Source organism: Mycoplasma yeatsii GM274B, from assembly GCF_000875755.1.
Classification (GTDB): Bacteria; Bacillota_I; Bacilli_A; order Mycoplasmatales; family Mycoplasmataceae; genus Mycoplasma; species Mycoplasma yeatsii.
The window spans coordinates 150,141-164,631 of record NZ_CP007520.1; the positions used below are offsets into that span (position 1 = coordinate 150,141).

Consider the following 14,491-nt stretch of genomic DNA (forward strand, 5'->3'; position numbering starts at 1 on the left):
AATCTTATGTTAAAAGCATAAGATTTTTTAATATAGAATTAAAAGAATTTTATATTGTAAAATAAATTTATATACTTTAAGGAGAAAATTTATGAAAAGAAAATACAAGTCGCTTGTTGTTGTAGGTAGTCAATGAGGTGACGAAGGAAAAGGTAAAATAACTGATTATTTTGCTCAAAAAGCAGATGCTGTAGTTAGATTTGCTGGTGGTGATAATGCTGGTCACATGATTGAATTTAATAATAAAAGACATAAAGTAACTATTGTACCTTCAGGAGTATTTAATGCTGATGTTAAAAACATTATAGGTAATGGTACAGTTGTTAATTTAAAAAACTTAGTTGCTGAAATGAAAAGATTAAATGAAGCTGGAATAGATACTAAAAATGTTTATATTTCAGATAGAGCACATTTAATCTTTGAATGACACACTTTATTAGATGAACTTCAAGAAGAAGCTAGAAAAGAAAATAAAATAGGAACAACTAAACGTGGTATAGGTCCTACTTATTCAGATAAAGCTGCTCGTTATGGTATTAGAATTTGTGATATTTTACAACCAAACTTTAAAGCAGTATTAGAAGAAAACATAGAATATCATAATGAAATTATTACTAAAGTTTATAATCACGAACCATTAAAATTAGAACCAATTTATAATGAATTAATGACTAATTTTGAAGTAATTAAAAATAATATTATAGATTCAGGTTATGAAGTTGCTAACTTAATTGAAGATGATAAATTCGTTTTATTTGAAGGAGCACAAGGTGTTTTATTAGATATAGATCATGGAACTTATCCTTTTGTAACTTCATCAAACTGTTCAGCAAACAACGCTTCAATTGGAGTAGGAGTTCATGCAAAACACATCAATAAAGTTGTTGGAATTGTTAAAGCATATAATACTAGAGTTGGATCAGGTGGTATGCCAACTGAAATAATAGGTGATTTAGCTAATAAATTAAGAGAACGTGGTAGAGAATATGGATCAAACACAGGAAAACCACGTAGAATAGGTTGATTAGATTTAGTTGCATTAAAATATGCAATTAGAGTTGGTGGAATTGATGAATTATTCTTAACATTATTTGATGTTTTAGATACTGAAGAAAAAATTAAAATTTGTACAGCTTATGAATTGGATGGAAAAATTATTCATTCAATGCCAGCAAATGATTTAGATCTAAAAAGATGTAAACCAATTTATGAAGAAGTTGATGGATGAAATGAAGATATTACTAAAGTCACTTCATTTGACCAACTTCCAATTAATGCTCAAAAATACATGAAAAAAATTGAAGAAATTGTAAAAACTCCATTCTTAGGATTCTCAGTTGGACCAGATCGTAAGCAAACAATTTTAATTAAAGGTGAATTTGATGATTAAAAGATACGAAGTTAAAGAAATAGCAAAAATATGAAGTGATGAAAACAAATATAATGTTTGACTAAAAGTTGAACAACTAGTTTGCGAAGCTTGATCAAAATTAGGTTATATTGATAAAACTGATATTGATAAAATTAACAACAATTTAAAAGTAGATCTAAATAGAATGTTAGAAATTGAAGCTGAAACAAAACATGACGTTGTTGCTTTTACAAGAATGTTATCTGAACAATTAAATGATGAAAGTAAATGGATACACTTAGGAATCACTTCAACTGATATTGTAGATACAGCTCAAAACTATTTAATTAAACTATCTAATATTGTTGTTGAAAAAGAATTAGAAAATATTTCTTCAACTCTTAAAAAAATAGCATTAGAAAACAAAAAAACATTAATCATGGGAAGAACTCATGGAATGTATGGAGAACCAACTAGTTTAGGTTTAAAGTTTGCTTTATGATTTGATGAAATTCAAAGACAAATTAATCGTTTCAAATTAGCTAAACAAGATATAGAAGTAGCTAAGATTTCTGGATCTATGGGAAATTATGCTAATTTAGAAGTAGAAGTTGAAAAATATGTAGCTGACAAATTAGATATGCAAGTTGACAATTTATCAACTCAAGTTTGTCAAAGAGATAGACACATATTCTTAGTTGAAGTATTTGCAAATATTGCAACAACTTTAGAAAAAATCTCAACTGAAATTAGATTATTACAAAGAAGTGATGTTAATGAATTAGCTGAAGGATTTAGTAAAAATCAAAAAGGAAGTTCATCAATGCCACATAAGAAAAATCCTATCTCAAGTGAAAATATTGCTGGTTTAAGTCGTTATATTAAATCTCAAGTTTTAACAGTTTTAGAAAATAATAATTTATGACATGAACGAGATATTTCACATTCATCAAATGAAAGAATCTATTTACCTGAAATATTTAATTTACTAGTTTATGTAATTAGAAGAACAAATGACACACTAGAAAATATTGTTATTAATCATCAACAAATGTTAAATCATATTAATGAAGCTAAAAATATTTATTTTTCTCAAAGAATATTAACTTATATTTTAATAAATTGTAAAAATGTCACTAGAGAAGAAATTTATGATCAAGTTCAAGCAATTACATTAAAATGTCTAAAAGATAAATTAGATTTCAAAAATGAAGTTTTACAAAGTTCACTAACAAATTATGTAGCAAAAGAAAAACTAGAATCTTTATTTGATAATAATTTCTTTTTAAGACATGTTGATTATATTTTTAGTAGAGTTTTTAAATAGATAAAAATCATGCACAAGCATGATTTTTACTTTATTAGTCTAATGAATAAATTCCGCGATTTAAAACAAAAACATTTTTATAACCCATTTTTTGTAAGAACCTAGCAGTAAGCCCAGATCTATTTCCGTGATTACATACTATAATTAATTTTTCATTAATATCAGGTCATCTAAATTGCGGATTATTTATAACTTCAGGATATGAAATATTTTCACTTGGTTCAAATCTTTTAAAGTTTTGATATTCATATTGATCTCTAACATCAATAACTTTTCAACCTTGATCTATAAGTTGAAAAAACTCTTCATTTGAAATACTAATTTTATTCACACCATTCACCTACTAATATTTTACTTAAGTATAAATGTTATCTAATAATGTTGTAAAATATTTTTAAACTGGGAGGCAAAAATGGATAAAATTTATATTGGAAACGATCATACAGCAGTTGAAATGAAAAACGCTATTAAAAAACACTTAACAGAAAAAGGTTATGAAGTTGTTGATTTAGGAAATAGCGATGGTCAATCATGTAATTATGCAAATATAGGATATGATGTTGCTAAACATGTTGTAGAAGATAAAAATAGTAAAGGTATTGTACTTTGTGGTTCTGGAATTGGAATTAGTATTGCTGCTAATAAAGTTCAAGGAGCTAGAGCTGCTTTAGTTTATGAAACTCAAGCTGCAAAACTTTCACGTTTACATAATGATGCTAATATTTTAGCAACTGGAGCAAGATTTATTGCTGTAGAAAAATCGTTAGAACTAGTAGATACATTTTTAAATACAGAATTTGAAGCAGGACGACACACAGAAAGGGTTTGTACATTAAATGAATTCAAAAATTAATGAAAAAATATTAATTCCATTAAGAAAGGAATTAGAAAGACAACAAAATCATATAGAATTAATCGCATCCGAAAACTTCGTTTCAGAAGCAGTCTTAAAATTAAATGGATCAATTTTAACAAATAAGTATGCTGAAGGATATCCAGGAAAAAGATATTATGGAGGTTGTGAATTTATCGATGAAATTGAAAGTTTAGGAATCGAAACAATTAAAAAATTATTTAAAGCAGATCACGCTAATCTTCAACCTCACTCAGGAAGTTCAGCAAATGAAGCTGCATATAGAGCTATTTTAAATCATGGTGATAAAGTTGTTGCTATGAGTTTAGATGCTGGAGGACACTTAACACACGGTTATCCAATTAACTTTTCAGGATCAAGTTATGACTTTAGATTTTATGGTGTAAGTAAAGAAACTGAACAATTAGATTATGATGAAATTGAAAAAATTGTTTTAGAACACCAACCAAAATTAGTTGTAGCAGGAGCAAGTGCTTATTCAAGAATTATTGACTTTAAAAGATTCCGTGAAATAGCTGATAAAGTAGGGGCTATGTTAATGGTTGACATGGCTCATATTGCAGGATTAGTTGCCGCTGGAGTTCACCCTAACCCAATGGAATATGCTGATATCGTAACAACTACAACTCACAAAACTTTAAGAGGAGCACGTGGTGGAGTTATTTTATGTAAAGAAGAATATGCTAAAAAAGTTGACTCAGCAGTTTTCCCCGGATCACAAGGTGGACCATTAGAAAATCAAATTGCTGGAAAAACTCAAGCATTTTTAGAAGCATCAACTCCTGAATTTGTTGAGTATGCAAAACAAATTGTAGCTAACACAAAAGCGTTTGCTAACGAATTACAAAATCAAGGATTTAGATTAGTTGCTGGTGGATCAGACAACCATTTAATAACAATTGATGTTAAATCAACTATTGGAATTACAGGAAAAGTAGCAGAAAAAACTCTTGAAAAAATTGGAATTGTAGCAAACAAAAACATGATTCCATTTGATCAAGAAAAACCATTCTATACTTCAGGAGTTAGATTTGGAACACCTGCAATGACAACAAGAGGATTTAAAGAAGATACATTTATAAAAGTTGCACAAATTATAGGTAGTGCTTTAAAAGATAGATCAGAAGAAAACTTAGAACAATTATCTAAACAAGTAACAGAAATTTGTAAACAATTCCCTATATATCAAAACATAGAATATTAATAGAATAATTAATGTCACAAAAATCTAAAAAAATATTAGACAAAGTTTTACATATATTTATATATGTAATCTTTTTATGTTTATTTTTCATTTTTCTTTATACAAAATTAAATAGTAATTATTTACAAACTGTAACGTTTTTTGCCATACCTTTAAAACATAAAGTATTAGCTATTATAGGAGATATCTCAATACTTTTAATGTTATTTAGTGTAATACTTTTATTTAAAAATAAATTAATAAGAATTCTATTAATGAACTTAGTTCTAATTTTATTAATTGTCTATCTATTCTTAAATTTTGGAGTTTCAAAATATGCAACAACAACCTTTCCTTTTTATGATCATAAAATAGAAAATGCTAGCCAATTTTATATAAATGCTGGAAAAGATGCGGGGGGGGGTTACTTTTTAGAGTATAAATTTTACCTTCTGATAATTTATATAATTCTTTTTGATATTTATGCAATAACATATCTTATTTTGAAAAAGAAATATTTTAAAGATGTTAATGTTAAGAAAAACAAAACTAATTTTTCAATAAGATTATTTAAAAGATTTCTAATTTCTATGTGTTTGTTTACTGGTGGATTAACTACTTCATTTTTAACATTTTGAAATTATAATACTTTCTTAAAAAACACTGTTAAAGTAGAATCATCTAATCAAACTTTAATGATGCAAATGATGGGTAAATTAAATTATGTACTTTATTCAAGTTATGATCCATTTGTTAAAAATAATCAAAAATTAGATATTGATAAAGACAAATTAAATATCAATAAATATTCTAGATTAAATAGTTATTCTAAAAATATATTAGGTAATGATAAAAAGAATTTAAATGCTAATTCAGAAATTTATAAAATTAAAGATTCAATAAAAAATGTAATTTATGTTCAATTTGAATCAACTAATCATTTGTTTAGTTGTAAAGATAATATTTTTACTAACACTGATTATCTACCAAACTTAAGAAGTTTATTAAAAGAGTCGTATGTATTAGATAACTTTTATTCAAATGCTGGAGTTGGTAATTCAGCTGATGGTACACTAGCAGTTTCAACTGGAATTATACCAACAGGAAATAGAGTAAGTTCAAAAGAATTAAAAAGAACAAAAAGTGAAATCCAATTCTCACTACCTAGAGTATTAAGTGATTTTAATAACTATATTTTTGAACCAAACAACTTAGAGTTTTATCATTATAATCATTTCTTTGAAAAGTCTTTAGGTCATGAAAATAGATATTATTTTACAGACAATAAAAAATATAGAAATGATGATAAATTTAACGTTTTCAACTTTAAAGAAATCAAAAATCTAGATCGATCAAACAGTATAAAACGTACTTTAAACTTATTTAATACTGATGTTATTAATGATCAAATACTACCTAGTTTAATCTATAATGTTATTACTAACAATAAAAATCCTAACAAGAAAGATAAAAACTTCTTTCATGTAAATTTATTATTCCCACATGCTCCATTTAACTATTATAAAAATAAAGTAGAACTAGAAAATAATAATCTTAATAAACTATCAAGTGAAGGTAGAAGATATTTAAATGCTGCTATTGATTTTGATAATGTTATTAAACAATTTATAAAATTAGGTAATAAACTAAAAGATACTATGTTTGTGTTTTATAGTGATCATCCACATACTGGATTAAATAAAAACGATTTAGAAATCTATTATAATAAGAAACTAACTTGATTAGAATATGTAAAACTAAGACAAAAAATCCTTGCCTTTGTTTATGTTCCAAATAAAAACAACGATGAAAATAGCGATCAAGCTAAAGGTATATTAAAAGGTGTAAATAAAAACGTTAGAAGTCATATTGATATTTATGCAACTATGTTAGAGTTATTTTCGAATAATAAAGATTATCATTATTTTGGAACTAACATTTTTACAGATGAAAAAACATATAATCTAGATCCTAGAAATATGTTATTAATTACTGATGATTTTTCTATTTTAGGAAATACAACTTATTCATCTAAAGATCAAATAATGTATGAAATTAGTGATAAAAACATAGATTTAAATACTGTTTTAGATAAATATAATTTAATAAAACAAGATAAAATCATTAAAGATAAATACTTTATGCAAAATAAATTAAATGAATTATATTCTAATAAAATTTAAAGTGCTTTTAAGCACTTTTTAATTTTTTGTAACTAATAAAATATTTACATAATTTTTAAATTAAAATAAAATAGATAAAAAGGAGAATATTATGGCATTTACTGAATTAAAACACCCATTAATTATTGATAAGTTAACAAGAATGAGAAGAAAAGAAACTTCATCAAAAGATTTTAGAGAAAATTTAAATGAAATCGCTCAATTAATGGTTTATGAAATTTTTAGAGATTTACAATTACAAGAAATTGAAATTGAAACACCTATTCAAAAAACTAAAGGTTATACAATTGATCAACCAATTGTACTAGTTCCTATTTTAAGAGCAGGAATAGGTATGTTAGATGGTATTCAAGCATTAATTCCTACAGCAAGAATTGCTCACGTTGGATTATATAGAGATGAAGAAACTTTAGAAATTCACCAATATTTTGCAAAAACAACTAAAGATATTGATAAAAGCTATGTTATTGTAGTTGATCCGATGTTAGCAACTGGAGGAAGTGCATGTAAAGCTATTGATATTGTTAAAGAATGAGGAGCTAAAAACATTAAATTTGTTTGTTTAGTAGCTGTTGAAAATGGAATTCAAAAAATCCAACAACAACACCCTGATGTTGAAATTTATGCTGCATCAAAAGATGAATATTTAAATGAAAAAGGTTACATCGTTCCAGGATTAGGAGATGCTGGAGATAGAATTTTTGGTACTAAATAATAATTAGATAATTGAAAAACTCTTAAAGTAGATTTAATTTCTACATAAGAGTTTTTTATTATTAAAATCAAAAATAAATTAATAATTAAAAATTAAATAGTAAAAACCGCACTTCTAATAGTCAATGTTAAAGACGTTATTAGATTTTAGATGATAGTTTAAACAAAAAGGAGTAAAATTATATCATGGACTACCATATCAAAGAGAGGTTCTATAAAAGATGTTAAAACAAGCACTTTCAAGGAATTTAACAAAAATAGCCTTGATTGTTAATTTATTATGAATATCATTTTTTGTTATTGTTTTTGCGATTTTGGTTGGTACAAGAACAATAGCATGAAATTGGTTAACTGGATTAGTTCTAGGTCAGATTTCATCGATTTTAGGATTGATTGTGTTGTTTTACACTAGAGAACTTATGATTAAGTATGAAAATCCTTTTCTATTTTATTTTATGTTTCTCGTTAGAATCGGTTTGTATGTTGTTCCATTTTTCTTATCTTTAATATTTTATGATGGAAAAATTTTTAACTATCTATCTATACTAATTGGTTTATCTACAGTGTTTTTATTACCATTAAGTTCATATTTAGATATTAGAAATAAAAAAAGAAAGGGGGAAGTAAGTTAATGACATTGATGTCAATAGCTGACAATTTTAAAAAATGAGATAGTTTTACTAGTTCATTAATCACTATTTTTCTAGTAACTGCTTTTGTTTGTACAATTTCTATTATTTATAATAAGAAAATTAGATCTCATAAAGTAGACGAAAAAATGTCTGGATTTTTAGTTTTAATAAATATGTTTGTATTATCAGTTGAAAATATTGTTACTTCAATTCTAGGTAAAAAATATAAAAAAGCTACACCGTATGCAATGTATTTATTATCTTATATCTTTTTAGGATCAGTAGTTTCGCTACTAGGATTTGAATCTCAAACAACATCATTTACAGTTACATTTTCAATGGGATTAGTTACTTTTGTAATGATTTATTATTTTGGTTTTAAATATCAAAGAATGGGATTTACTCATCGTTACATAAATCCAATTGAAATATTTTCACAATTTACCCCACTACTTTCAATATCTTTCCGTTTGTTTGGTAACCTTTTAGGTGGATCGATTATTTTAGGATTATTGTATGCTTTATTAATAGGTTTTCAATTAAGTTGAGCAACAGAATCTGTTGATAATCATTGAATTTCTTATTACATATGAAATCCATCTGAGTTTCCTGATGCTAATGAAGCTTGAAAATTACAATATAAATATTTTTGAGCAGGATTGAACATATTTACGACCCCATTAGCTCCAATGTTACATATCTATTTCGATTTATTTGACGGATTAATTCAATCTATAGTATTTACTATGTTAACTCTATCTTATTGAGGAGAGCAAATTCAAATTGATGAAGAGTCTCATAAGGCATATGAGGCAGTTGAAAATATGTGAATAGAACACGATTCACGAAATCAAAAACAAATTATTCAATTAAATTAAAAGGAGAAAAAATCATGTTATATACAGCATTTGTATCAAACGTATTAGCAAATTACATTACTGCATTATCAATCATTTTACCTAATTTATTAGCTTCAGATACTGGTACAGGATTAAAATACCTAGGAGCAGGAGTTTCAATGGTTGGAGTTCTTGGTGCTGGAGTTGGTCAAGGAGCAGTTGGTCAAGGAGCGTGTCTTGCTATTGGACGTAACCCTGAAATGGCCGGAAAAATTACTTCAACAATGATTATTGCAGCTGGTATTGCTGAATCTGGTGCTATTTATTCATTAGTTATTGCTATTTTATTAATCTTTGTTGTTTAGTTAGAAAATAGAAAGATTATTATTATGTTTAGTTTATTTAATAGTGTTTTATTCGCTCAAACTCAAGGAGTGCCTGACATTGTTGCAAGCCTTTTTCCAAACTTACCTAATTTTATTGCCCATGTATTAGCAACAATCGTTTTAGTCATTGTTTTATCAAAATTAGTTTATAAACCATTCAGACAAGCAATTGATAAACATAGAGAAAAAATCAATGAAGTTTTAACTGATGCTATTGAAAAACAATCACAAGCAAACATTCAAGTTCAAAAAGCAAATTCTTTATTAGAAAATGCTAAAACTGAATCATTATCAATTATTAAAAGTGCAAAAATTGATGCTGAAGCTCAAAAAAATCAAATCATTGATAATGCAACAACTCAAGCAAGAAACATTCAAAATCAAGCTAAAAATTCTATTGCTCAAGAACGTTTAAAAGCTGAAGATGAAATTAAAAATACAATTGTAAACTTAGCTTTTGGTGCAGCTGAAAAAATCTTAAATCAAGAAATTGATAAAGAAAAAAATAAACAATTAGTTGACGAATTTATTAAAAACTTAGATTAAAAACTATGTTATTAAAAGAAAAAGTTATTAACAACTGAGCTGTAGCCTTGTCAAATATCGCAATAGAAGAAAATTTAGTTGATGAATTTATTGAACAAACAGATGTTTTAATTCGTGTTTTAAGAGATAAAGATGATTTTGCAAAAATTTTATCTTTTTCAACTAATGAACAAAAAAGTAGATCGATATCTATAATTGATGAAACTTTTACTGGATTTGGGTTTAATATACATCTTATTAACGCTATGAAATTATTAGTTGAAATACAAGCTTTTATAAATTTTAGAGATATTTTAAAAGTTTTATATCAAAAATTATTAGCTTCTAGAAAAATAGTTTCAGGTATTGTTTGATCAACTGAAGAATTAACTAAAAAACAAATAGAAATGATTGAACAAAAAATTTCAAAACAAATTAATAAAAAAATAGACTTAATTAACAAAATTGATTCTTCATTAATAGGTGGAGTTAAAGTTTATGTTGATGGCAAAATATTTGATGGTTCTATTCAAGCTAAATTAGAATCTATGAAATATCAAGCAATAAAAGGTGAATAGGAGGTTAAAAAATGAGTTTTAATATCAAAGAAATCTCTGAAATGATTGAACGACAAATCAAAAATTACGGTAAAAAAGTTGTTGAATCAGAACAAGGAACAGTTGTTACTATTGGTGATGGTGTTGCTTTAATTTATGGATTAGATAAAGCATTGATGGGTGAATTATTAATTTTTCCTAATGATGTTTATGGTATGGTTTTAAACTTAGAAGAAGGTGCTGTTGGAGCTGTTATTTTAGGTGATGAAACTTTAGTAAAAGAAGGAGATTTTGTTAAAAGAACTGGTAAGGTTGTTGAAACACCAGTTGGTGATAAAATGATCGGACGTATTGTTAATGCACTAGGTCATCCAATTGATGATTTAGGACCAATCGAAACAACAAAATCAAGACCAGTTGAAAGAGTAGCAACTGGTGTTATGGCACGTAAATCAGTTTCTCAACCTTTAGAAACAGGAATTTTAGCAATCGATTCAGCTATTCCTATCGGACGTGGTCAACGTGAGTTAATCATTGGTGATCGTCAAACAGGAAAAACTGCAATTGCAGTTGATGCAATTCTTAATCAAAAAGGAAAAAACGTTAAATGTATTTATGTAGCAATTGGTCAAAAAGATTCTACAGTTGTTCAAGTTGTTGAGAAATTTAAAAAACATGGTGCAATGGAATATACAGTTGTAGTTAATGCTGGAGCTAGTGCACCAGCACCACTTCAATATCTAGCACCATATACAGGAGTAACAATAGCTGAAGAGTGAATGGAAAATGGACAAGATGTTTTAATCATTTATGATGATTTATCAAAACATGCTGTTGCTTATCGTGAAATGTCGCTTCTATTAAGAAGACCACCAGGTCGTGAAGCTTATCCTGGAGATGTTTTCTACTTACACTCTCGTTTATTAGAACGTGCTGCTAGAGTTAATGAAAGATATGGTGGAGGATCAATTACAGCTCTACCAATTATCGAAACTCAAGCAGGAGATATTTCAGCATATATTCCAACTAATGTTATTTCAATTACTGATGGACAAATCTTCTTATCAAGTGAATTGTTTAACCAAGGTGTAAGACCAGCTGTTGACATCGGTCCTTCTGTTTCTCGTGTTGGATCATCTGCTCAAATCAAATCAATTAAACAAGTTTCTGGAACTTTAAAATTAGAATTAGCCCAATACTATGAATTACAATCATTTGCTAAATTTGGATCAGATCTGGACGAATCTACTAAAGCTAAACTTGATCAAGGTGCAAGAATTATTAAAATGTTAATTCAAAAACAATACAGCCCATTATCTCAAACAGAAGAAGCTATATTATTATTAACTATCAAATCTCACTTAATTAAATGACTTCCTCTTGATTTTGTTGCAGAATTTAAAAATGAAGTTTTACGTCATTTTGCTAAAGATAGTACAGCTAAAAAGTTATATCAAAAATTAGAAAAAGACAAAGTATTTGACGATCAACTAGAAAAATCAATTCTAAAAGAAGCAGAAAAAATTGTAGCAAGAATTACTCACACTATTAAAGATTACAAACCAGAACAATATGGATCACTTGCTGATTATGAAAGTTTAGGAAAATAGTTTATGCCAAATTTAAGTGGTTTAAAAGCAGAAATTTCTTCAGTTAAAAACATCGGAAAAATTACTAATGCAATGCAACTTGTAGCAAGTGCTAAATTACGTAAAATTGGTAAAAGAGTAGTTGAAACACATCAATATGTAACTGAAGTTTATACATTATTTAACAACATTATCACTAATTCAGATAAGTCTATTTATTTAAAAGATGATGAAAAATCATTAAAAAAGACATTATGAATTGTTATTAATTCAAATTTAGGATTATGTGGAGCTTACAATTCCAATGTTAATAAATTAGTTATGGAAAACATTAAACCTAATGATCAAGTATATGCAATCGGATCAAAAGCTGTTTCATTTTACAAAGCAAGAAAAGTAAAAATTAAAGCAGAAAAAACTGATGTTGATATTAATTTTACAAACGAACAAGCTAGACTATTAGGAAACGATATTTTATCATTTTACACAAGTGGTGAATTTGATGATATTAGACTAGTTTATACTAAATATATCAATAACGTTACTTATGAAGCATCAATATTAAGACTATTTCCAATTATTAAAATAAATGATAAAGAACAAGAAAATAATAGTTCAAAAGCTAAAATTGTTTTTGAACCAAGTGCAGAAGAAATTTTAGACACAGCAATCAGTTTATATTTAAATTCTGTTTTATATGGAACAATAGTTGAATCTCAAGTTAGCGAACAAGCTTCTAGAAGAAATGCAATGGAAAATGCAACTAATAACGGTAAAGGTTTAGAACAAACTTTAAGCTTAAAATATAACCGTGACAGACAAGGTGCTATTACTCAAGAAATAAGCGAAATTGTTTCTGGTGCTAATGCACAATCAAATTAGGAGGGATAAAATGAAATCAAATAAAAAACCAAGTCAAGAATCTACTGAATTTGTATCAACAGGTAAAATAGTTCAAGTTATGGGTCCTGTTGTTGATGTTAAATTTAGTGAAAATAACATCCCTATGATTTATGATGCTTTAGTAGTTGATAATAACGGTGTAAAACTTGTTTTAGAAGTTGAACAAAGTATTGGTGATGAAATAGTTAGAACAATCGCCATGGGACCAACTGATGGATTAACTCGTGGATTAGAAGTTAAAAATACTGGAAAACCTATTCAAGCTCCAGTTGGAGATGTTGTATTAGGTCGTATGTTCAATGTTTTAGGTGATCCTATTGATGAAAAACCAGATGTTGAAGGTGAAAGATTACCAATTCACCGTGATGCTCCTAGTTATGATGAATTAGTTACAACTACTGAAATTTTAGAAACAGGAATTAAAGTTATCGATTTAATGATTCCATTTTCTAAAGGAGGAAAAGTTGGATTATTCGGCGGAGCTGGAGTTGGTAAAACTGTTTTAATTCAAGAGTTAATCAATAACATCGCAAAAGCACACAACGGAGTTTCGGTGTTTGCTGGAGTTGGAGAAAGAACTAGAGAAGGAAATGATCTATACTACGAATTTATTGAAGCTGGAGTTTTAGACAAAACAAGTTTAGTATTTGGTCAAATGAACGAACCACCAGGAGCACGTATGCGTGTTGCATTAACTGGATTAACAATGGCTGAATATTTTAGAGATAAGAAAAACATGGATGTGTTATTATTCATTGACAACATCTTTAGATTTACACAAGCTGGAGCAGAAGTTTCTGCCTTATTAGGACGTATGCCTTCAGCTGTAGGATACCAACCAACACTATCTACTGAAATGGGTGCGCTTCAAGAACGTATTACTTCAACAAAAAATGGATCAATCACTTCAGTTCAAGCTGTTTATGTGCCTGCTGATGACTTAACTGATCCAGCACCTGCAACTACTTTTACTCACTTAGATGCGCGTATTGTTTTAGATAGATCTATTGCTAGTTTAGGAATTTATCCAGCAGTTGATCCGCTAGCTTCATCATCTCGTATGTTAGATCCAGAAATTGTAGGATTAGATCATTATCAAACTGCATTAGGTGTACAAGAAACATTGCAAAAATACCGTGATTTACAATCAATTATTGCAATTCTAGGTATGGATGAATTAAGTGAAGAAGATAAATTAGTTGTTCAAAGAGCAAGAAAAATAAGAAACTTCTTATCTCAGTCATTCTTTGTTGGTGAAAAATTTACAGGAAGAGCCGGAGTATTTGTAAAAGTAGCTGATACTGTTAGATCATTTAAATCTATTTTAGATGGTGAAGTAGATAATATTCCTGAATCATACTTCTTATATGCATCAACAATTGATGATGTTATTATGAAATTTAAAAATGATAAAAAATAATTTTAGGA

Annotated in this window: 15 protein-coding genes; 14 read left to right on the plus strand and 1 reads right to left on the minus strand. The window is 27.4% G+C overall.

All coding sequences use genetic code 4. The annotated features are described in order from the left end of the window. The first annotated feature begins 91 nt into the window (after positions 1-91). Together MYE_RS00640 and purB are read left to right on the plus strand one after the other, a co-directional pair. The gene (locus MYE_RS00640; RefSeq protein ID WP_042733119.1) at positions 92-1,390 is read left to right on the plus strand and encodes an adenylosuccinate synthase; all 1,299 of its coding nucleotides are present in this window, start codon (positions 92-94) and stop codon (positions 1,388-1,390) included. Continuing rightward, on the plus strand, positions 1,383-2,678 hold the full coding sequence (gene purB / locus MYE_RS00645) for an adenylosuccinate lyase (RefSeq protein WP_042733120.1): 1,296 nt from the start codon (positions 1,383-1,385) through the stop codon (positions 2,676-2,678). Before MYE_RS00640 ends, purB begins: the two co-directional genes overlap by 8 nt. Positions 2,679-2,712: 34 nt before the next feature. Here the strand turns inward: purB and MYE_RS00650 are convergent, their stop codons facing one another. Continuing rightward, positions 2,713-3,009, minus strand: a complete 297-nt coding sequence (locus MYE_RS00650; RefSeq protein ID WP_042733121.1) for a rhodanese-like domain-containing protein — start codon at positions 3,007-3,009, stop codon at positions 2,713-2,715. Positions 3,010-3,090: 81 nt separating this feature from the next. On the opposite strand from MYE_RS00650, the gene rpiB reads away from it, so the two are divergent. From rpiB to atpD, 12 genes are all read left to right on the plus strand, one after another. Continuing rightward, positions 3,091-3,531, plus strand: coding sequence for a ribose 5-phosphate isomerase B (gene rpiB / locus MYE_RS00655; RefSeq protein ID WP_004428109.1), 441 nt, complete (start codon positions 3,091-3,093; stop codon positions 3,529-3,531). After that, on the plus strand, positions 3,515-4,756 hold the full coding sequence (locus MYE_RS00660; protein ID WP_042733122.1) for a serine hydroxymethyltransferase: 1,242 nt from the start codon (positions 3,515-3,517) through the stop codon (positions 4,754-4,756). The genes rpiB and MYE_RS00660 overlap by 17 nt, the downstream gene beginning before the upstream one ends. An 11-nt stretch (positions 4,757-4,767) precedes the next feature. Continuing rightward, on the plus strand, positions 4,768-6,918 hold the full coding sequence (locus MYE_RS00665; protein ID WP_042733123.1) for an LTA synthase family protein: 2,151 nt from the start codon (positions 4,768-4,770) through the stop codon (positions 6,916-6,918). Between the two features lie 91 nt (positions 6,919-7,009). Continuing rightward, positions 7,010-7,633 carry a uracil phosphoribosyltransferase gene (gene upp, locus MYE_RS00670; protein WP_004428096.1) on the plus strand — a complete coding sequence of 208 codons (624 nt, stop codon included), beginning with the start codon at positions 7,010-7,012 and terminating at the stop codon, positions 7,631-7,633. Positions 7,634-7,853: 220 nt separating this feature from the next. Next, the gene (locus tag MYE_RS00675) at positions 7,854-8,264 is read left to right on the plus strand and encodes an MG406 family protein (protein WP_042733124.1); all 411 of its coding nucleotides are present in this window, start codon (positions 7,854-7,856) and stop codon (positions 8,262-8,264) included. Then, a complete protein-coding gene (locus MYE_RS00680) occupies positions 8,264-9,142 on the plus strand; it encodes a F0F1 ATP synthase subunit A (protein WP_042733125.1) in 879 nt (292 codons plus the stop codon). Before MYE_RS00675 ends, MYE_RS00680 begins: the two co-directional genes overlap by 1 nt. A 14-nt stretch (positions 9,143-9,156) precedes the next feature. Further along, a complete protein-coding gene (gene atpE, locus MYE_RS00685) occupies positions 9,157-9,468 on the plus strand; it encodes an ATP synthase F0 subunit C (protein WP_004428092.1) in 312 nt (103 codons plus the stop codon). A 21-nt stretch (positions 9,469-9,489) separates the two neighbouring features. Next, complete coding sequence (gene atpF / locus MYE_RS00690; RefSeq protein WP_174407387.1) at positions 9,490-10,035, plus strand: F0F1 ATP synthase subunit B; 546 nt, start codon at positions 9,490-9,492, stop codon at positions 10,033-10,035. 5 nt (positions 10,036-10,040) lie between these two features. Beyond that, positions 10,041-10,592 (plus strand): F0F1 ATP synthase subunit delta, encoded by a 552-nt coding sequence (locus MYE_RS00695; protein WP_042733127.1) that lies wholly within the window; start codon positions 10,041-10,043, stop codon positions 10,590-10,592. An 11-nt stretch (positions 10,593-10,603) separates the two neighbouring features. Further along, positions 10,604-12,181, plus strand: coding sequence for a F0F1 ATP synthase subunit alpha (gene atpA, locus MYE_RS00700; protein ID WP_042733128.1), 1,578 nt, complete (start codon positions 10,604-10,606; stop codon positions 12,179-12,181). A gap of 3 nt (positions 12,182-12,184) precedes the next feature. Further along, on the plus strand, positions 12,185-13,042 hold the full coding sequence (gene atpG / locus MYE_RS00705) for an ATP synthase F1 subunit gamma (protein WP_042733129.1): 858 nt from the start codon (positions 12,185-12,187) through the stop codon (positions 13,040-13,042). A gap of 10 nt (positions 13,043-13,052) precedes the next feature. Further along, positions 13,053-14,483: a F0F1 ATP synthase subunit beta gene (gene atpD, locus MYE_RS00710; RefSeq protein WP_042733130.1), complete on the plus strand. Its 1,431-nt coding sequence runs from the start codon at positions 13,053-13,055 to the stop codon at positions 14,481-14,483. Positions 14,484-14,491 lie beyond the last annotated feature (8 nt).